Source organism: bacterium (genome assembly GCA_021372615.1).
GTDB lineage: Bacteria > Armatimonadota > Zipacnadia > Zipacnadales > UBA11051 > JAJFUB01.
In genome coordinates this window covers 52,258-72,223 of sequence record JAJFUB010000080.1, presented here as the reverse complement: position 1 = coordinate 72,223, position 19,966 = coordinate 52,258, and the positions used below count along the sequence as shown (strand labels likewise).

Genomic DNA, 19,966 nt, shown 5'->3' with positions numbered 1-19,966 from the left:
CTCCCACGTGGGACATGACGAAGGGCGCAGTCGGTGACCACTGCCACGTGGGAGCGGTCACCGACCGCGACCCTGGCAGCCACTGCTGAAACAATCCGGCCCGGTTGGGTCGTTGAATCCCCTGACGCCTCAAGACTCACGGGAGTGTGAAGCTGCCTCAACCATGAACCAAGTGAAGACCGTCTTGCTGATGGGGTTGTTGACGGGGCTGTTCGTGCTGGTGGGAGACTGGGCCGGCGGGCAGCAGGGCATGATCATCGCCCTGGGCCTCGCGGTCGCCATGAACTTCTTCAGCTACTGGTACTCGGACAAGATCGTGCTGATGATGTACCGGGCCCAGCCGGTGGACGAGGCCAGCGCACCGGGCCTGTACCGGATCGTGTCCGGGCTGGTGGCACGGGCGGGCCTGCCGATGCCGAAGCTGTACCTCATCCCCGACCCCTCGCCCAACGCCTTCGCCACCGGGCGCGATCCGCAACACGCGGCGGTGGCGGTGACGGCGGGCATCATGCGGCTGCTGACCGAGGAGGAGCTGGCGGGGGTGGTCGCCCACGAGCTGTCGCACGTGCGCAACCGCGACATCCTGATCTCGGCGATGGCGGCGACGCTGGCCGGGGCGCTGATGGTGCTGGTGCGCATCTTCGCCTGGTCGGCCATGATCTTCGGCGGCGGCCGCGATGACCGCGACGGCGGCGGGCTCGGCGCCCTGTTCATGCTCATCTTCGCGCCGCTGGCAGCGATGCTCATTCAGATGGCGATCTCGCGGTCACGTGAGTACCAGGCCGATGCCAGCGGTGCCCAGTTGTGCGGCAATCCGCGCGCGCTGGCCAACGCGCTGCGCAAGCTGGCGCGGGGCAATGAAGCGATCCCGATGCAGGCAGAGCCGTCCACCGCGCACATGTTCATCGTCAGCCCGCTGACAGGCCGGTCACTGATGAACCTCTTCGCCACCCACCCGCCCCTGGAAGAGCGCATCGCCCGCCTCGAGCGCATGTAAGGGACACAGCAGCAGATACCAAAGCGGCAACGGCTCACGCCGTTGCCGTTGTGCCTTGGCCGTAACCCAATCCCCAATCCCTAACCTCTGCCGTCAATGCATCCACAGCCCGAGCGCGGCGATGGCCAGGTAGGGCGCCAGGCCCCACTGCCGCCCCAGGGCTCCCAGGAAGCCCTTCTGCTCGGTGAAGCGCAGCAGCGGCGTGAGCAGAAACGTCAGGGAGATGCAGAAGACCAGGGGCGACATGGGCGAGTGCATGACCACCCCGCCGGCCACCAGGGCGATGCCGAAGGGCATGCTGGACACGAAGTCCAGCGGGCTCTGCTCCTGCCGGCCGATCTTGCCGGTCACATGGAAGATGGGCTGGCGCAGCTTCAGCGTCTGCTCGACGGCCCGGACCGCCAGCGTGGGCATGAGGGTGGCGTGGTTGGCCGCCATGACGAACAAGTACTTGCCGTAGCGCTCGGGCTCGCGGGGGATCTTGTACAGGATCGGGGCGGCGGCGAGCACGGGGGCCAGGGCATAGACGAAGGGCAGCCACGGCTGGTCGCCGTTCACGCCCTGCAGGCTGTAGAGGTAGGAGATGATGAGGCCGCCCCACAGGCTGACGCACACCACCAGACCGATGTAGGCAGCCGACTCGGTGATCAGCAGGTCCAGCTTCTCCATCAGCGTGATGTGCGGCGAGTGGGCCAGGGCGGGCCACTCGGTCTGGAAGAACTGGATCGCGCCCCGGATGACGCGCGAGCGAGACTTGACCAGCGAGCGGTACGTGGGCGGGGTCGCCTCCTCGGCCACGACGCTGGGCACGAACACCCCGCGGTAGCCGACCGTCAGGGCCCGGGCCGCAAAGCCCATGTCCTCGCAGATGATCTCGGGGAAGCCCCCGGCCTGCTGCCACACCGAGCGGCGGATGATGACCCCGTGCCCCTGGCACGAGACATAGCCGAAGCGGTTCTTGGCGGGCAGGAAGTGGGAGAAGAAGACATCCACGCTCAGCGCCAGCGTCCCTGCGAAGTGCGTGCGCGGAATGGTGCGGGCGCGGTGGTTGGCCTGGACGAAGCCCACGCCATCACTGCTGAAGTACGGCAGCAGGCGTTCGACGAAGTCCGGGGGGATCAATTCGTCGGCATCGCAGACGAGCAGGTACTCCTCGTCGGCGTAGTGTTCGATGGCGTAGTTGAGGTTGCCGGCCTTGAAGCCCTGGTTGGTGCCGCGCCGCACGACGAGTATGGGCCGGTCCTGGGCAGCGACCCACTGGTCAACCATCGCGCGCGACTGCGGCTCGTGGCTGTCATCGCAGACGATCAGGCGGGTGTGGAGGTGGGTCTGCCGGAGGGCGGAGGCGCACGCCTCGGGGTCGAAGTCATCACAGGTCGTGTACAGGATGGCGACTCTGGCGTTCGGCTTGGGGTCGCCGGGGCGGGGGTTAATCAGCCTGGGGCAGAAGCTCAGGATGTGGTGGGCCAGGGTGTGCAAGCCCCACAGCCAGAACATCATGAACCAGCCATAGAAGCTCAGGATGGCCAGGTGCATCCAGGGCCCGTACTCGTACGGGATGGTTGCGTCAAAAGAGCCGAAATTCGCGGCACTCAACACCAACCACACGGTCAGGGTCAAGACCACGACATGGGGTTTCTTCGGCAGCATCGAGCGTGCTCAGCCTCCAACTGCACAGCCAACCATCGGGTGGACAAGCGGCCCTTGCGCCGGGAACAGGCTCACGCCGCCATGCTCAGGGTGCGACGACACAGGATGAAGGTTCGGGTGGCAGCCTGACAGCCACACCCACGAGGAATTGCGTGCCAGATAGTCCGCTATCCGTGGCACCATTATACACAAATCCGGGCGCTCCGTATCCGCAATCTGCGGCGGCGAGCGGCCCGCGCTGCGCAGGCGGTCGGCCCCTGTGAGCGGCCGAGCGCAGGCGGCGCGAGGGGGCTTCGGCCCCGCTCGGGGGCGTCTGGCGGTTCCTTGACGCTCAGGCCCCCGCAAATGTATAATCGGCAGCGGAGTGATTCCCCCAGGATTGGCTCGAGCCCAGGGTGACGTCTCCAGGCGTCAGCGTCCCGTGCGAACTCGCAGCCGAGGTGCCGGTGGTGCTGCAGCTAACCAATTCGCTGGGCCGCCGCGTTCTGGCGTTTTTCAGCTTCTTCGGCGAGACCTTCATTCTACTACTTCACACCATCGGCGGCCTCCACCGCCCCGCTGAACGACGCCAGGCCGTGTACCAGATGGCGCAGGTCGGGATCGATTCGCTCCCCATCGTGGCCATCACGACCATGTTCTCGGGGATGGTCCTGGCCTACCACACCGCACAGCAGGCCGACCGCCTGGGGGTGGGGAACCTGGTGGGGTGGCTGGTGGCTGAGAGCATGTGCCGCGAGTTGGGGCCTGTGCTGACGGCCATCGTGGTGGCGGCCCGCGCCGGTTCGGGCATGACTGCCGAGCTGGGCACGATGAAGGTGACGGAGCAGATCAGCGCCCTGCGGGCGTTGGCCACGGACCCGGTTCATTACCTGGTCCGACCGCGCTTCTTGGCAACCATTGTCATGCTGCCGCTGCTGGCGATCATCGGCGATTTCGTGGGCGTCACCGGCGGCTACTTCATCGCGGCGGGCACGGGCAAGATCAACGAAGTGGCGTACTGGGCGAACATCCCGGGGAATCTGCGGCCGTGGACCGTCGCGGGGGGGATCACCAAGACGGTGTTCTTCGCTGCCATCATCGCCATTGTGAGCTGTCACCAGGGGCTGAGTTGCCGGATGGCCTCGGAGGATGTCGGGCGCGCGGTGACCCGCGCGGTCGTCTACTGCATCATGCTGATCTATGCCGCGAACCTGCTCCTGACGGCCATTGTTTACCCGGGGTAGCCATGGGACCGGAGCGCGACCGTCTCATCGTCGTCGAGAACCTGACCTACGCCGTTGAGGGTAAGCAGGTGCTCGACGGGGTGAGCCTGGAGCTGTACCGGGGCGAAGTCCTCGGCGTGATGGGGCTCTCGGGGGCGGGTAAGAGCACGCTGTTGCATAACATCATGCGGCTGGTCAAGCCGCAGTCAGGCCGCATTGTCGTCCATGGCGTGGACATCACCGACGCCTCGGAGACCCAGATCAACGAAGTGCGGCTGCGCATGGGCATGGCCTTTCAGTATTCGGCGCTCTTTGACTCCATGAGTGTCTACGACAACGTGGCCTTCGCGCTGCGCCGCCGTGGCGCGTCGGATGACGAGGTCCGCCACCGGGTTACAGAGCTGCTGGACGTCGTGGACATGACCGGGACCGAACACCTCATGCCGGCTGATTTGTCCGGCGGCATGAAGAAGCGGGTGTCGGTCGCGCGTGCCTTGGCCACCCAGCCCGATCTGGTGCTGTATGATGAGCCCACGAGCGGGCTGGACCCGGTGTTGGCCGCGGCCGTGGACCACCTCATCGCGAAGCTGCGCGATGACGTCGGCGTCAGCGCCATCGTGGTTACCCACGATGTGACGCACCTGTTTGCGTATGCCGACCGGGCGATGATGCTGTACGAGGGCAAGGTCATCGCCACCGGTACGCCCGACGAGCTGCGCGGCAGCGGCAATCCGGTGGTGCGGCAGTTCATCACGGGCTCGATTGACGGCCCCATCAAGGTGTAGTCTATCCCAGCGGAGCCGCGCGGTGTCGAGGCGACCGGGCGGTCTCGGCGAGGGGTGAGTGACGTTGTCAGCCGAAGCCAAAGTCGGCATGTTCTTCCTGATGGCCCTGCTGGTCGTGGGCGCGATGGCGCTCTTCCTGGGTGACTTCTGGGTGCGTGCCCGGAGCTATCCGGTGCATGTGCACTTTGAGAACGTGCAGGGCCTGGTCAGCGGCGCCGAGGTGCGCATGGCCGGTGTGAAGATTGGGCGCGTCTCGTCCGTGACGCTGGTGCCCGACCCGCGCTTCCCCAAGCAGCCGGCCGCCGTGCGCCTGGCCATCTACCGCGATGTGCCCATCTACGAGACCGACCAGTTCCTCATCCAGCAGGGCGCGTTGCTGGGCGACAAGTATGTGGATGTGCAGCGGGGCACCGGGAGGCCGAAGACTCTGCTCCCGTCCGGCGGGCATCTCGCCGGCGGCAAGGCGGTGGGGATCGAGGACCTGACCGAGGAGACGCGGGCGCTGGTCAAGGAAGCGCGCGCCGCCCTGGCGACCATCAAGGGTACCTTCGCCACCGAGTTCAATGCCCAGGCGATCCGCCTGATCCTGACCAACGTGGTGGGGGCCACCACCAAGGCAGACCAACTGGCGTCCCAGGCGATGGCCCTGGCGTCCTACCTGACCGCCGAAGCGCAGCGTTCCGGCCCCAACGTGGCGCGCGTCGCGGCCAATCTGGCCCAGGCCTCCGAATCAGTGCGCACCACTGCCGAACTGGTGCGGCGGACGCTGGCGACCTCGAGCATACCGCACGATGCCGCCGTGGCCACGTCCAACCTGCGCAGCATCTCGCAGGACCTGTCGGCCATCACGGACAGCTTCACCCAGGTGCTCGCCACGCCTGAGACACGCGACAAGATGCAGGGCGCGCTAGACAACATGCACCAGGCGACGGCGCACCTGGCCCAGGTCACGGCCCAGGCGGAGAAGATGCTGGGCGACGAGCAGACCCAGGCTGACCTGAAGCAGGCGCTGGCGCGGATGCGCGAGACTGCCGACCATATCGCGCACATCACGGCCGACTATGACCGGGTCCTCACCGACCCGAAGTTCAAGGACGACCTGCAGGGCACGCTGGCCGCCGTCCGGAAGGCAGCGGAGTCGGGCACCCGTACGCTGGACCGGGCCGAGGCGACACTGGAGCAGACGAACCGGGCCCTCGCGGACCTCTCCAATGTGGGCCAGGCGATGGCGCCCGACGACGTGCGGGCGCGTGTGGACCTCCAGGTGCCGTTCAAGACCTCGCCGCAGGTCAATGCCGACGTGGACATCCGGTACGGCAAGAACCCGAACGCCTTCTGGCGGGTCGGGGTCCGGAACGTCGGCGAGAGCGAGGCGCTGACGCTGCAGCGGGCCTTCCCGGTGGGCCGCGACCGCCTGCGCCTGGGGCTCACCTCGGGCAAGGTCGGCGCCGGCTATGATGTGGACCTGTCCCCGCGAATGTCGCTCGAGGCGGACGTGTGGGACCCCAATGACGTGCACGTGGACCTGCGCGGCAGCTACCACCTGATGCCGCGGGTAGACGTACTGCTGGGCTTTAGCGACATCGGGGACCGCAGTGACCCGTTTGTCGGCGTAAGCTATAAGACCGGGCGGTAGGGCTTCGCCCGCTGACTCCGGTCAACCCAACCTGGAACTGTCGTCGCGCCGTCACCAGGCTGCCGGCGCGGTCATCACGGAGGAGAACACACAGATGGAAGTCATCTTGCTGGAGGATGTCGAGCGCGTCGGTCACGAGGGAGACATCCTGAAGGTTGCTGACGGTTATGCGCGCAACTACCTCGTTCCGCGCAAGCTGGCCGTGCCGGCGACCAGGGGCGCCCTCAAGGACCTCGAGAACCGCCGGGGCGCCATCGCCCGCCGCGACGGCGAGAAGCGCGAGGTCGCCCAGGCCCTGGCCGAGCAGCTCAAGGACAAGCTCGTCACCGTCAAGCACGTGACGGGCGAGGGCACCAAGCTGCACGGGACCGTCACGACGGCGCAGATCGCCGAGGCGGCCACGGAACAGCTCGGGCTGAAGATTGACAAGCGCGATCTGGAGCTGGCCGAGCCCATCCGCGAGGTCGGGGACTACCTGGTCTCCGCGCGCCTGTACAAGGATGTCCATGCGCAGTTGCCCGTGCGGGTCGTGCCCGAAAAGAAGGCGCACGAGGACGAGGCCGAAGAGGAAGCCGCCGCCGAGCCGGCTGAGGAAGCCGTCGAGGAAGTCGAGGACGCGGAAGCCGAGGCCGAAGAAGTCGAGGACGAGGCGGCCGAGGAAGACACGGCGGAATAGCCGGTCTCCGCAGCATGGACTGAGCACTGACAGGAGGGGCTTGCGCGGAGACGGCGGCCCCTCCTGCCGCTCTGACCGAACGATCTGGGCCGGTCTTCTGACGTGACCCACGGGGAGTGCCTGGTGGCTGAACAACGTCCCCCAACCGGTGGTGAAGGCGTCGAGCGAGTGCCTCCGCGCGACTTCGACGCTGAGCAGGCCGTGCTCGGCTCGATGTTGCTGGAGCCGGGAGCGGCCGCGCGCGCCTTCGCCATCGTCGGCCCCGACGACTTCTACTGGGAAGACCACCAGGTCATCTGCCGCGCCATGGTTGCCTGCGGCAACCGCAACGAGCCGGTGGATCTCGTCACCGTCAGCTCCGAGCTGCGCCGCAACGCCCAACTGGACAAGGTCGGCGGCGGCACGTACCTGACGGCCCTCATCAGCCAGGTCCCCACCGCCGCCCACGTCGTCCGCTACGCCAACATCGTAGCCGAGAAGGCGGTCCTGCGGCGGCTGATCGAAGCCGGCGGCAAGATCCAGGGCCTCGGCTTTGACAACCCCGAGGACGTCGGCGAGGTGCTCGACCAGGCCGAGCAGGCGATCTTCGAGATCGCCGAGCGTCGTCTGAGCGGCGACTTCGAGCAGATCGGCACGCTCATCACCGAGACGGTGGAGAAGCTGGACCGGACGCTGCACCAGAAGGGCGCACTCTCCGGTGTGGCCACCGGCATCCACGGTCTGAACCGCATCACCTCGGGCCTGCAGCCGGGCGACCTGGTCATCGTGGCCGGCCGCCCCTCGATGGGCAAGACCTCGTTCGCCATCAACACCATCGGCATGCACTCGGCGCTGATCCAGGGCACCACGGTGGCCATCTTCAGCCTCGAGATGACCAAGATGCAGCTCGCCGAGATGATGCTGTGCGCGCAGGCGCGGGTGAACTCCTGGCGGCTGCGCACGGGCCAGGCCTCGCCCGACGACTGGGTGCGCATCAGCCACGCGCTGGGCGCCCTGCCGCAGGCCCCGATCTACATTGACGACACCCCGAGCATCTCGATCCTTGAGCTGCGCTCCAAGTGCCGGCGCCTGCAAGCCAAGGTGCCGCTGGGCCTCATCATCATTGACTACCTGCAGTTGTGCAGCGCCCCCGGCTTCCAGAGCGACAGCAGCCGCCACCAGGAGATCGGTTACATCGCCCGCAGCCTCAAGGCCCTCGCCCGCGAGCTGCAGGTACCGGTGGTCGCGCTCTCGCAGCTCTCCCGCCGCGTCGAGCAGCGCGAGGACAAGAAGCCGATCCTGTCGGACCTGGCCGAAAGCGGCTCCATCGAGGCCGAAGCCGACCTCGTCTGCTTTCTGTACCGCCCCGCGTACTACGAGCGGCGCAAGAAGCTGGAGCAGGGCCAACAGGGCAAGGGGGACACGCCGGCCCAGCCGCAGGCCCACGAGGAGCAGCGGCCCGACGTGGCCGAGATCATCATCGCCAAGCACCGCAATGGTCCGGTCGGCTCCATTGACGCCATGTTCGATCCCGGCTTCCGCACCTTCCACGACACTGACATTCGGAGCTTTGAGCAATGAGGGTTCTCGTCATCGGCTCAGGCGGACGCGAACACACGCTGTGCTGGAAGCTGGCCCAGAGCCCGCTGCTAAGCAAGCTCTACTGCGCCCCCGGCAACGCCGGCACGGGCCTGCAGGCAGAGAACGTGGACCTGAAGGCCGAGGACGTCGCCGGCCTGGCCGACTTCGCGACCGCGCAGAAGATCGACCTCACGGTCGTCGGCCCCGAGCGCCCGCTGATCCTGGGCCTGGTGGACGAGTTCCGCCGGCGGGGCCTGCCCGTGTACGGCCCCACCGCCGCCGCTGCCCGCCTGGAAGGCAGCAAGGCCTTCACCGACCAGATCCTCCAGCGCCACAACATCTCCGGCAAGCGCTTCGAGGTCTTCACCGATCTCGACGAGGCCGTCGCCTATGTCCGCGCCCAGGGCGCGCCCATTGTCGTGAAGGCTGACGGCGACGCCTTCGGCAAGGGCGTGAAGGTCGCCGCCACCGTTGCGGAGGCCGAGGCGTTCCTGCGGCGCTGCCTGGTGGACAAGGAGTTCGGCAAGTCCGGCGAGCGGGTCGTCGTCGAGGAGTGCCTGGTGGGGCCCGAGTGCTCGGTCAAGGTCTTCACCGACGGCGTCCATCTGCTGCCGATGGTCCCTTCGCAGGACCACAAGCGCATCGGCGAGGGCGACACCGGCGAGAACACCGGCGGCATGGGCTGCTACTCGCCGGTTCCCGCCGTGGACGAGGCGCTCTTCAACAGCATCATTGACGGCATCATCGGCCCGACGGTCCGGGCGATGGCCGCCGAAGGCAACCCGTACACGGGCACGCTGTACGGCGGGATCATCCTGACCGAGCGCGGGCCGGAGACGCTCGAGTACAACTGCCGCTTCGGCGACCCCGAGACCCAGGTCGTGCTGCCGCGCCTGGAGAGCGACCTGCTGGAGATCCTGCTGGCGACCGTGGAGGGGCGGCTGGACGAGGTGCAGCCCCGCTGGAGCCCGCAGGCCTGCATCTGCGTGGTCGTCGCTTCCGGCGGCTACCCTGGCTCGTATGAGAAGGGCAAAGTCATCACCGGCCTCGACGCGGCGAACCAGGACCCGCTGGTGCAGGTCTTCCATGCCGGGACGGCGCTGAAGGACGGGCAGGTCGTCACCGCTGGTGGCCGCGTGCTGGGCGTGACGGCGCTGGGCGATGACCTGCGCCAGGCCAAGGACCGCGCCTACGCCGCCATCGAGAAGATTCACTTCGAGGGCATGTACTGCCGGCGGGACATCGGCTGGCGGGCGCTGTAGGGCCGTGGCCGTAGGAGGGGCCGGCTATCAGCCGGCCCGCACTCCTGCGCACACCAGCAAGTGGTCATCGAGGCCGACGGCGGGCCGGCTGATAGCCGGCCCCTCCAACGGCCCTCGGCCACGCAGGAGACGACGCTATGGCACTGGTCGGCATCATCATGGGGAGTGACTCCGACGCCGCGATCATGAAGGACGCGGCCGCGGCGCTCAAGGAGTTGGGGGTGTCGTACGAGGCCACGGTGGCCTCGGCCCACCGCACACCCGAGCGCGCCGCCGAGTGGGCCAAGACCGCCGCGGAGCGCGGCCTGAAGGTCATCATCGCCGGGGCGGGCATGGCGGCCCACCTGCCCGGCGTGCTGGCGGCCTTCACGACGCTGCCCATCATCGGCGTGCCGATCAACTCCGGGGCCCTGCAGGGCGTGGACGCGCTCTATGCCATCGTGCAGATGCCGCCGGGGATTCCCGTGGCGACGGTGGGGATCAACGGCGCCCGGAACGCCGGGCTGCTGGCGGCCGAGATCCTGGCCCTCAGCGACCCCGCCCTGGCCGAGCGCCTGCAGGCGTTGCGGGCCCAGATGGCCGCCAAGGTCATCGAGAAGGCGCAGCAGGTCGAACAAGAGCTCTAGCGAGCTGCACAGACAGGAAGGCTTTGCCCATGGTTGCGGAAACCGCGTGCGGCCGAGGATGTACCGGTTGTGGCGGCGGGGATGACGCCTGGCGGGACGCGTGCGGCGTCTTCGGCATCTACGCTCCCGGCCAGGATGTCGCCAACTTCACCTACTTCGGGCTCTATGCCCTGCAGCACCGGGGCCAGGAGGGCGCCGGCATCGCCGTCTGGGACGGCCAGGAACTCAAGCACCACAAGGGCCTGGGGCTGGCCGCGCAGGTCTTCAACGAGCAGATCATCCGCGACATGCAGGGCGACGTGGCCCTCGGCCATGTGCGGTACTCCACCACCGGCGGCAACACCTACGTCAACACCCAGCCGATGCTGGGCGAGGGCAAGTGGGGTCCGTTCGCCGTCGCCCACAACGGCAATCTCATCAACACGACGGCCCTGCGGCACGACCTGGAAAAGCGGGGCATCGAGTTCCAAGCCACCAGCGACACCGAGGTCATCGTCAAGCTGATCGAGGCCATGGGCGGGGACACGATCGAGGAGGCCGTCGCCGCGGCGATGAAGCACATGCGCGGCGCGTACTCGCTGGGGATCGTGGCCCCCGGCAAGCTCCTGGCGGTGCGCGATCCCAACGGCGTGCGGCCGCTGGCGATCGGGCAGTTCAACAGCAGCGGCTGGATCATCACCTCCGAGACCTGCGCCATGCACGTCATCGGCGCGGAGTTCGTGCGTGAGGTGCAGCCCGGGGAGATCGTGAGCCTCAGCGCCGACGGCCTCAACGCCATCCAGGCCGTGGACCCGGGGCGCAAGTCCTGCTGCATCTTCGAGTTCATCTACTTCGCCCGCCCCGACAGCCATATCTACGGCAAGTCGGTCTACATGGCGCGCCTGCGCATGGGGCACCTGCTGGCCCAGCAGGCCCCGGTGGACGCCGACCTGGTCATCCCGGTCCCCGAGAGCGCCCTCCCCCACGCCATGGGCTACGCCCAGGTCTCCAAGATTCCCTATGGCGAGGGCCTCATCAAGAACCGCTACATCTTCCGCACCTTCATCGCCCCGGACCAGCGCCTGCGCGACCTGGGCGTGAAGATGAAGCTGACGCCGCTGCGAGAGAACCTCGCGGGGCGGCGGGTCATTGTCGTGGACGACTCGATCGTGCGCGGCACGACCACTGGCCCCGAGGTGGCGCTCCTCCGAGAGGCTGGCGCGCGGGAGATCCACCTGCGCATCAGCAGCCCCCCCATCAAGTACCCGTGCTTCTACGGCATTGACACCTCGGCCGGCCGCAAGGAACTGATCGCGGCGCGCCTGACAGTGCCGGAGATCCGCGACCTCCTCGATGCCGACAGCCTGGAGTACCTGGACATCAAGAACCTGGTCAAGGCGGTCGGCCTCCCGAAGACCAACTTCTGCACCGCCTGCTTCGACCGCCAGTACCCGATCCCCGTCCCGCGGGAGATCAAGGTGACGAAGTTCGACTTGGAGAAGCCGAAAGAGACGGCGGAGGCGGGGGGATAGGAGAACAGCGCTTCCTGCCCTACCAGACGGTTGAGGTGCCGCAACGATAGCGATCCCACGACATACGCAGATCAAGCGCGACCTGCTGCGTGGCATACTGCGCGGCGTCGGCATCACCGAAGAGCAGTTCATGGAGCGCTACTGAGACGACACCCTCAGTACGTCAACGTTACCTTGTGCAGCCCCCGTGGCTGGTCGGGGTTCAGCCCCTTGTGGACCGCCAGGTAGTACGCGAACAGTTGCCCTGCTGCGGCGATCACGATCGGCGACCAATAGGACTTGCCCAGGGGCGGGAGCTTCATCGGCACTGTCGCCAGCGCCAGCGCCTCCTCGTCGTCCGAGAACACGACCATCTCCCCCTGCCTCTCCTGCACCGCGGCGCCGACCTCCAGCATCGAGTCCAGCGAGGCCCCCTGCGGGGCGATCAGGACCACCGGGTCGCCCGGGTTCAGCGCCGCGATCGGGCCGTGCATGTAGTCCGCGGCGCTCCACGGCTCGGGGTTGATGTAGCAGGTCTCCTGCAGCTTCAGCCCGATCTCCTTGGCAGTGGCGTAGTTCAGCCCGCGCGCCAGAATCGTGCAGGTGTCCATGTAGCGGTAGCGCTCGGACCGGTCGGCGATCCAGGGCTCCAGGTCGGCGAAGACCTGCTCGATGGCCGCGGGCGCCTGCGCGATCTCCTCCTGCAGGTCCGTCCGCTCCGCCCAACACGCCGCCAACTGGTACAGGGCCGTCAGCGCGGTCGTGTAGGTCTTGGTGGCGGCGACTGCCTTCTCCTCGTGGGCGTGGGTGAGTAGCGGGAACTCCGCCGCCTGGACGATCGGGGAGTCGGCCGTGTTCGTCAGCGCCACGGTCATCGCCCCGAGCTGTCGCGAGGCCTCCAGCACCTCGATCACGTCGGTCGCCTTCCCCGACTGCGAGATGCCGATGACGACGGTGTCCTCAATGTGCATGTGGCTGCCGTAGACGGTCAGCAGCGACGGGGCCGCCGGCGCCACGACCATCCCGTTGACGGCGCCGACGATGTAGCGCAGATAGGTGCCGGCATTGTCGGAGGTGCCGCGGGCCGCGAGGATGACGAAGCGCGGCTTGCGCTCGCGCAAGACCGCGGCGGTCTCCGCGATGCGCGCGCCCTCCTTGGTGAGGGTCTCGCGGATGGCCTGGGGCTGCTCATGGATCTCACGCAGCATCTGGTGGGGGTACTTGTCGGTAGGCATGGGTAGGTCAGTCCTTCATGTAGTGGCGCGATTCATCGCGCCCGGGGAGTCTGTGGGAATGGTCCTGTACGGCGAGCGCGATGGATCGCGCCGCTACGCGCTGTTGGCGACCTGTCGCTCTGCGAGCCAGACATAGCCCCGGCCGACGAAGTAGCTGCCCGAGGCCAGCAGGGCCGCCAGACCGCTGACCGAAAAGCGCACGACGCTCGAGAGCAGCAAGGCCACGACGCCGGAGAGCAGGGCGATCAGGAAGGCGTAGGCCATGGTGCGGCGCACCGAGTGGGCCAGGAGCCGGGCCGTCGCGGCGGGCGCCGCCAGCATGGCGAAGACCACGATGGCCCCGACGCTCTTGAGCAGCACCGCCGTGGACAGGCCGATCAGCGCAAAGAGCAGGTAGTTGTACGGAGCGGCGCGCAGGCCGAACGCCTGCGCTCCCTCCATGTCGAAGGTCACGAAGATGAACGGCCGCCAGAAGATCGCGAAGCACAGGACGATCAGCGCGGTCGTCAGGCCCAGGACCCACAGGTCGCCGGCGGTCAGCAGCAGCAAGTCCCCCAGCAGGATACCCCACACGCGCGCCGCCTTGTCGGGGATCAGCGAGATGAGCAGCACGGCCAGCGCCATCGAGAAGGCGAAGCCCACGCCGATGGTGACATCCGTCTCGCGCTGTCCCTGCGTATCCCGCGCGGCGGCGGCAAGCAGGGCCAGGCCGATGGCGAACACCGCCCCACCCAGCACGGGGCTGATGTCGCTCTGGGCCAGCGCCCCGCCCGCCACCAGCACCAGCGCCGCTCCCGCCAGGGCCGCGTGCGCCGCGCCGGAGATCAGGAACGTGGCGCTGCGAAAGGCCGCGAAGGCCCCGGCCAGGGCCGCGTTGATCGCGATGAACAGCAACCCCAACGCTGCCCGCCACACGAAGGGCGACTGCAGGTACTCCGCCAGGTCAGCCATGCTGCGCCTCGGTCAGCGGGTGCAGGAAGCCGTCGTCACACACCAGGATCGGCACTGCCCGGCCGTAGGCCGCGCGCAGGTGCTCGGCGGTGAGCACCTCGGTCGGCGCACCGTACGCCACCATCTCCGTGTTCAGCAGCAGCACCCGGTCCAGCGAGTGTACCAGCGCGTTGATGTCATGCACGACGGCCAGCACGGTGACCGACTTCTCAGCCACGAGCCATTGCAGCAGGTGGGTGATCGTCTGCGAGCTGGCGGCGTCCACGGCCGCGAAGGGCTCGTCGGCGATCAGCACGAGCGGGTCCACGACCAGGGCGCGGGCGATGAGCGCGCGCTGCTGCTGGCCGCCGCTGAGGGCCGAGAAGGGCCTCCCCGCCAGGTCGGCCAGCTCCACCATTTCCAGCGACTGCTGCACCCGCCGCCCGATCTCCGCCCGGCCCAGTTGCCCGGCATAGCGGCAGTGTGCCGCCATGGCCACCACGTCGCGCACCCGCACCGGCACTTGCCGGTTCACCGTGCGGTGCTGGGGCACGTAGCCGAAGCAGTGGTGGATGCCGCCCTGGGCATCGTACGCCGGGCGCCCGTGCAGCAGCACCTCGCCGTCCGTCGGCCGCAGCAGCCCCAGCAGGAGCTTGACGAAGGTGGTCTTGCCCGAGCCGTTGGGGCCGATGACGGCCACGAACTGCCCGCGCTGCACCTGCATGGTCACCCCGGACAGCGCCGACGTCGGCGGCTGGGGATAGGTGTATCCCAGGTCGCGGGCCGTAATGAGGGCGCCTTGCGGCGGGCACGGTTCGTGCGTCATGGCCGGTGTTGTGCTCCCTCCCACTGACCCACCAGATGGCGGTAGTGCTCGTGGAACAGTTGTCGGTCGAACTCCCCGAACTGGTCGAGCATGGCGGCCAGTTCGGGCTGACTGAAGCGCTGCTGGGCAGGCACGAAGAAGCGCTTGTCTTCCTTGGCGATGTGCTGAGGATAGAGCGACACGAGTTCCGCCAGGCGCTGCTCGATCTCGGCCAGCGCCCCCGCCTCGCCCTGTCGATAGCGCTCGCCGGCGTCGGCAAGCCGACCCGTCGCCCGGCGGCTGCGAACGTGCTCGTCAATCAGTTCCTGCAGGACGGTCTGCAGCGGCTCATCCAGCGGCTGTGCTGCCAGGGCCCGGAAGAGGATGTCCTCTTCCTTCCCGTGATGGCAGCGATCGGCATAGCTGCGAGTGAAGTCCACTGCGGCGCTGATGAAGTCCGGGTCGCAGTCATGCCGGCCCCGCACCCGCGCAAGTTGCTCTTCCATGAGCGCCACCATGCGCTCGATGAGGCGATGCTCGATCATCAGCGCTCCGGCAGGGGTCATCATGTTGTCCACCTCACCTACGCTGTCGTGTCGGGCGGCGGTGGTACCTGGGCGCGCCGCGCCCGGGCCCGCCGGCGCAGCCAGCGGATCAGCAACAACAGAGGCACCCACACGATGGCGCCGGGCAGGGCCACGTAGATCAGGGCGATGAGGACAGCCCGGACGGCGCTGACCAGGGCGTGCACGGCGTTCACGACGTGATAGCCCAGGTTCCACGGGCCCACCTTGCCGACGCCCGCCGGGACTTCCTCACGCAGCGTGACCGTCAGCGTCGCGAGCGTCACCTGGTCGCGCAGCACCCGCAACTCGCCCTGGGCCTGCTCGATCTGCTCGCGCACTTCCCACAGCCGCTTCTCCACCTCGAGCAAGTCAGCCAGGCGCCCCTGCCGTGCCATCAACCGCACCAGCGCCTGTTCCTCGGCCTGGCGGATCTTGATGCGGGCCTCCAGGTCCTGCCACTGCTTGGTGACGTCCTCGCCCTGCTGCTCGTCGCGCGTGACGGTCCCCAACGCGCGGGCACCGTCGTGGAGCTTGCCGAAGCTGTCGGCCGGGACGCGGATCGTCAGCTCGGCGTGCCGCCAGTCCTCTTCGACCGACACGGTCTTGTTCGCGAAGAAGCCGCCAGCCTGCGTCACCAGCCGGGTCAGCTCGCCCACGGCCCGGTCGAGGTCCCGCACCTCGATCGTCATGCTGCCGGTGGTGATGATCTTGCGGTTGGCGGCGGCGTTTGCGGTCGGAGCCGAGGCGCCGGAAGTCCCGGCAACCTGCTTCTCGTCCGAGGCGCCTCTCCCGGCGGCGTCGGCCTCACCGGCGGGGGTTGCTGCCATCTGGGCCGGCGCTGGCGGCGCTGCGCCCGGTTCAGACAAGCGCGCGGCCATCTTGGTCGCGCAGCCACAGCACCACACCAGCACCAGCAACACGACCAGCAGCAATGCGACAGTGCGCGTTCTCTTCATCGCCCATCACCCTTCCTGGCTTTCTGCCTGCTTAGGTGATGCCTGGACCGGCCTTTCTTCCTGCCCCCGGGGGCCGCAGCAGCTCGCCCGGGTTGGTCAGTGTCAGTGCCTCGAACAGCTCGGCGGACCGGAGCAGACTGCGCGCCCCGGACAGCAGCGGCTTGCGCCGCCTCGTGTCGTGGCCATCGCTGGCCAGGATGTCCACCAGGCCCTCTCGCAGCAGCCGTCGGGCATAGCGGCGCGTGGTGAAGCCCGACGAGAGGCTCGACACGTTCATCTGCAGGCGGTAGCCGCGCTCGTGGAAGTCGCGGAGCATGTTGGGCTGCACGCGGAAGATCGCGGCGCGCTCGACATGGGCGACGACGGGCGTGTAGCCCGCCAGTTGCAGGCGGAAGAACAGCTCGGGGGCGTAGGTGGCCGGGGCGTTGGTGGGCAGCTCCACCAGCACATGCCGCCCGCGGTCGCCGACGGTCAGTACCTGCCCGGCCTGCAGCGCCTCGAGCAGCTCCGGCTCAGCCGGGGCTTCGGCGCCGGGCAGCACGCGTAGCGGCAGCCCTTCGGCCCCCAGGGCCCGATTCAGGCTGACCACCAGCCGCCGCACCAGCTCCGGGTCCGGCTCCCGGAACTCCCGGTCCACGTGCGGCGTAGCGACGATGATGCGGACACCGTCGGCCGCGGCCATACGGGCCATGGCCAACGACTCCTCCATGGTGGCCGGGCCGTCATCCAGCCCCGGCAGGATGTGGCAATGCAGGTCAATCACAGGCGGCAACTCCGAACATGTACCGATTATAGGATGCGACAGCAGCGGAGGCAAGGAAGCGTGGGCAGACACAGGTCACCCGGGCGTGACCGCAGGTCGTCGGCAGTCTGTCAGGGATCATCAGGGCGGGGGCTGCTGTCAGGTCACACCCCGACAGACCACGAGCTTGACGGACCAACGCGTTGCTACTATACTCCGTAGTGGATCGTTGCCACGGCCATACGTCCCCACGTGTCTTCCGGCCTCTGGCTATCGCATTGCCGCGCATCTCTCCGCAGAGGGGTCACCACCATGTCGCGTCGAACCGCCACCGCCGCTGCCTTCGTCGGGGTCATGCTGGTTGGTCTCATCGCCTATGGACTGGCGCAGGATGGGGAGCGATCTCTGCCGCTCCATGAGTGTCCGACGCTGGAGAACTGCAGTTGGAGCGGCCCGGAGGAGTTCCAGGTGCGCGGGCGGATCATTGCCGACTCGTGGTCAGTGGCCTGGCCCACCGACCGCCAGGTGACGTTCCGTCTGGGCGGAGCCTGGGACCTGCTGCAGATGCGGCTGGCCCATGATTCCGAGCACCCTATCTGCTTCCTGGTCTACATGGACGGTCAGTATGACCGGAAGGTCACCATCAACCCCGGACAGGACCCACAGCTGCTGGGCCTGCGGGTGTCCGGGAAGTCGAGTCTGCAGTTCAAGATGCCCAACGATCTGTTCGGCCTCACGCAGATCAGGATGGTGTCTCCGCGCCTGATCAGCGGGAAGGCGGCGGAACGATCGACCCCGACTGAACTCAACGTGGTGGACGGGCAGATCATCTACATCGAGGCGCCGGGGGCGTACCGCATCCGCATACGCCACTGAGCGCCGCCCCCCTCAGTCATTCCCCGTACGCAACATGCCGGTCGCCCCGGGAGGCGAGTGATGCAGAAGTCTGCGCCGTACGCCATCGTAGCCCTGGTCGTAACCATGATCGCAGCCGCTCTGGTCGGCTGTGGCAGGCAGTCCGCGCCGGCAGCCACGGCCCCGGCGACTCTCCCCGCTCCTGTCGCCGCCAGGGCGCCGGCCCCGCCCGCACCAACGCCCCCTCCCGCGCCTCCGTCCGGGATTCCGCGGCAGCAGTTGCTGGCGATCATCACCGAGTACGAGACGCTCCGCGTCGGCTTCAACAGGGGCATGGACGCCGGCGTGCCGGATCGAGAGGCCTTCCTGACCGAGCAGGTCGCCCGCCGGCGGGCCCTCCTGGACCAGTTGCGGCAGGTATCGGCCACGGGAGACCTCGCGCGGGCCAAGAGCCTGATTGAGGCCGGCATCAGCCACGGCATCGAGGCGATCCAGACGAAGGTGCGCACCGGGAACGGCCGCTCCGCCGCCGCCGCTCAGGCGCGCCGCGAGTTCGACGAGGCCAAGGGGCTGCTCCAGCCGGCGGGCACGGGCCCGGCCCAGGTGGCGACCGCCGTGCTGCGGCAGTTCCTGGCCAGGACGCCGGGCTTCGAGCGATACCGGGGGCGCCGCATCGTCTGCTTCGACCCGAGCCGGACGGCCTGGCTGCGCAGTGCCGTCAAAGAGCACGGCACGCCCGTGATGAAGGGGAGCGGCGCTAGCGAGTGGCCGCTGAGCGACGCCCGTTTCCGCGCGTTTCTCCAGGGGCTGGGCTGGCGGAGTGGTGACTTCTGGTTCCCCTGTTCCGTGGACCACTCCGGCGCTGACGCAGCCTCCGTTTCATTCGCCGAGTGGAACGGCGGCTGGCGAGTGGTGCTGCGGCGCACCAGCAGCGGATGGCGCCCCACGCAGGTCAGGATAGATGGCGAGGGCGAAGCCGGGGGCTCTGCGCAGGTCTGGACGGTGTCGGGCGCGGGCAACACGTACCGGTTCACCACGAATCACTGAGCAGACGAAAGGACCAACCCCATGGAATCGCGAGTTGGACTGCGCCCCGTCGTGGGACTGTTGCCGGTGGTCCTGCTGGCCCTGGGCGGGCTGTCGCCGGCCCTGGCGGAGGCTCCCCCCGCCATCCTGATCGGCGATGAGGTGATGGTGCCGATGCGCACGGTCATGGACTGGCTGGGAGGCACGATGACGTACACGCAGGGGAAGGTCACAGCGGTGCGCGGCGAGGATGCCATCAGCCTGGCGGTGGGCAGCACGGAGGCCACGGTCAACGGCCGCCCCCAACCGGTCGTGGTGCCCCCGACGGTGCGTGGCGGAGTGCTCTACGTCGCACTCAAGTTCATGACGGGCAGCCTCGATGCCACCTCCCGGTACCGCCTGCGGGAGCGCGAGGTGACGATGCGTCACGAGGGCCTGGCGCCGCTGGTCCTGGCCATCACCCTCCCTACCCCCGCTGAACTGGCGGTGGCGGTGTTCAAGGCGTACCTACGCCAGGGGCCGATGGCCGAGAGGGAGGGCAAGAAGCTCTGCGTCTGCTTCGACCCGCTCCAGTACCCGTGGATGCGAGGCAAGGGCCCCGCGTTCATGACGGACGACAACGATCTGGCCCAGTGGCCCTATACCGACCGGCGGTTCCGCAAGCTCCTGCAGCAGCAAGGGTGGAAGAAGGGCGACCTGTGGTTCCCATACGAGGTGACAGACCGGACGGCAGACTGCGTGTCGATCCAGTTCAGCCATCGCTGGTGGGGAGCCACCGTGGACTTGCGGTACGATGGGGTGCGGTGGCGACCCGTGCTGCTGAGTGCCTTCGACGAAGGGGTGGACCGGGAGTACAACTGGGCCGTGGCGACTCGCGGCGCGGAGTACCGCCTGACGCAGCAGCAGTAGGCGGTACGTCGGCCCGGCTGCCCGGCTGCTTGGCCCTGAGCCCCTTCCCAACCGCGCT

At 68.1% G+C, this 19,966-nt stretch carries 19 protein-coding genes; 12 read left to right on the top strand and 7 right to left on the bottom strand.

The features are described 5' to 3' along the window. Positions 1–163: 163 nt before the first annotated feature. The gene (gene htpX / locus LLH23_11930; protein ID MCE5239183.1) at positions 164–997 is read left to right on the top strand and encodes a zinc metalloprotease HtpX; all 834 of its coding nucleotides are present in this window, start codon (positions 164–166) and stop codon (positions 995–997) included. Positions 998–1,090: 93 nt separating this feature from the next. Here the strand turns inward: htpX and LLH23_11925 are convergent, their stop codons facing one another. Next, a complete protein-coding gene (locus LLH23_11925) occupies positions 1,091–2,647 on the bottom strand; it encodes a glycosyltransferase (GenBank protein ID MCE5239182.1) in 1,557 nt (518 codons plus the stop codon). 395 nt (positions 2,648–3,042) lie between these two features. Between LLH23_11925 and LLH23_11920 the strand changes: the two genes are divergently transcribed. The 8 genes from LLH23_11920 to purF all read left to right on the top strand — a co-directional run bounded on the left by LLH23_11920 (position 3,043) and on the right by purF (position 11,905). Beyond that, positions 3,043–3,870, top strand: coding sequence for an ABC transporter permease (locus LLH23_11920; protein ID MCE5239181.1), 828 nt, complete (start codon positions 3,043–3,045; stop codon positions 3,868–3,870). A gap of 2 nt (positions 3,871–3,872) precedes the next feature. Further along, positions 3,873–4,634: an ATP-binding cassette domain-containing protein gene (locus LLH23_11915; protein MCE5239180.1), complete on the top strand. Its 762-nt coding sequence runs from the start codon at positions 3,873–3,875 to the stop codon at positions 4,632–4,634. A gap of 58 nt (positions 4,635–4,692) precedes the next feature. Next, on the top strand, positions 4,693–6,270 hold the full coding sequence (locus LLH23_11910; protein ID MCE5239179.1) for an MlaD family protein: 1,578 nt from the start codon (positions 4,693–4,695) through the stop codon (positions 6,268–6,270). A gap of 94 nt (positions 6,271–6,364) precedes the next feature. Beyond that, positions 6,365–6,946 (top strand): 50S ribosomal protein L9, encoded by a 582-nt coding sequence (gene rplI, locus LLH23_11905; protein ID MCE5239178.1) that lies wholly within the window; start codon positions 6,365–6,367, stop codon positions 6,944–6,946. A gap of 123 nt (positions 6,947–7,069) precedes the next feature. Continuing rightward, on the top strand, positions 7,070–8,506 hold the full coding sequence (dnaB, locus tag LLH23_11900; protein MCE5239177.1) for a replicative DNA helicase: 1,437 nt from the start codon (positions 7,070–7,072) through the stop codon (positions 8,504–8,506). After that, positions 8,503–9,768, top strand: a complete 1,266-nt coding sequence (gene purD, locus LLH23_11895) for a phosphoribosylamine--glycine ligase (protein MCE5239176.1) — start codon at positions 8,503–8,505, stop codon at positions 9,766–9,768. Before dnaB ends, purD begins: the two co-directional genes overlap by 4 nt. 137 nt (positions 9,769–9,905) lie before the next feature. Further along, the gene (purE, locus tag LLH23_11890) at positions 9,906–10,394 is read left to right on the top strand and encodes a 5-(carboxyamino)imidazole ribonucleotide mutase (protein MCE5239175.1); all 489 of its coding nucleotides are present in this window, start codon (positions 9,906–9,908) and stop codon (positions 10,392–10,394) included. Between the two features lie 29 nt (positions 10,395–10,423). Next, complete coding sequence (gene purF / locus LLH23_11885; protein ID MCE5239174.1) at positions 10,424–11,905, top strand: amidophosphoribosyltransferase; 1,482 nt, start codon at positions 10,424–10,426, stop codon at positions 11,903–11,905. A gap of 155 nt (positions 11,906–12,060) precedes the next feature. On the opposite strand, the gene LLH23_11880 is transcribed toward purF, so the two are convergent. The 6 genes from LLH23_11880 to LLH23_11855 form a co-directional block, all read right to left on the bottom strand. Further along, the gene (locus LLH23_11880; GenBank protein MCE5239173.1) at positions 12,061–13,119 is read right to left on the bottom strand and encodes an SIS domain-containing protein; all 1,059 of its coding nucleotides are present in this window, start codon (positions 13,117–13,119) and stop codon (positions 12,061–12,063) included. Between the two features lie 93 nt (positions 13,120–13,212). Continuing rightward, the gene (locus LLH23_11875; GenBank protein ID MCE5239172.1) at positions 13,213–14,070 is read right to left on the bottom strand and encodes a metal ABC transporter permease; all 858 of its coding nucleotides are present in this window, start codon (positions 14,068–14,070) and stop codon (positions 13,213–13,215) included. Then, a complete protein-coding gene (locus LLH23_11870) occupies positions 14,063–14,875 on the bottom strand; it encodes a metal ABC transporter ATP-binding protein (protein ID MCE5239171.1) in 813 nt (270 codons plus the stop codon). Before LLH23_11870 ends, LLH23_11875 begins: the two co-directional genes overlap by 8 nt. After that, on the bottom strand, positions 14,872–15,423 hold the full coding sequence (locus LLH23_11865) for a hemerythrin domain-containing protein (protein MCE5239170.1): 552 nt from the start codon (positions 15,421–15,423) through the stop codon (positions 14,872–14,874). Before LLH23_11865 ends, LLH23_11870 begins: the two co-directional genes overlap by 4 nt. Positions 15,424–15,437: 14 nt before the next feature. Continuing rightward, a complete protein-coding gene (locus LLH23_11860; GenBank protein ID MCE5239169.1) occupies positions 15,438–16,376 on the bottom strand; it encodes a DUF4349 domain-containing protein in 939 nt (312 codons plus the stop codon). Between the two features lie 31 nt (positions 16,377–16,407). Next, positions 16,408–17,139, bottom strand: a complete 732-nt coding sequence (locus LLH23_11855) for a hypothetical protein (protein MCE5239168.1) — start codon at positions 17,137–17,139, stop codon at positions 16,408–16,410. Positions 17,140–17,430: 291 nt separating this feature from the next. Here LLH23_11855 and LLH23_11850 point away from each other — a divergent pair, with 291 nt between their 5' ends. From LLH23_11850 to LLH23_11840, 3 genes are read left to right on the top strand one after another with little or no spacing between them, the layout of a single operon-like run. Continuing rightward, positions 17,431–17,994 (top strand): hypothetical protein, encoded by a 564-nt coding sequence (locus LLH23_11850; protein ID MCE5239167.1) that lies wholly within the window; start codon positions 17,431–17,433, stop codon positions 17,992–17,994. Positions 17,995–18,054: 60 nt separating this feature from the next. Then, on the top strand, positions 18,055–19,020 hold the full coding sequence (locus tag LLH23_11845; GenBank protein MCE5239166.1) for a hypothetical protein: 966 nt from the start codon (positions 18,055–18,057) through the stop codon (positions 19,018–19,020). 21 nt (positions 19,021–19,041) lie between these two features. Next, positions 19,042–19,908 carry a copper amine oxidase N-terminal domain-containing protein gene (locus tag LLH23_11840; protein ID MCE5239165.1) on the top strand — a complete coding sequence of 289 codons (867 nt, stop codon included), beginning with the start codon at positions 19,042–19,044 and terminating at the stop codon, positions 19,906–19,908. The last annotated feature ends 58 nt before the right edge of the window (positions 19,909–19,966 follow it).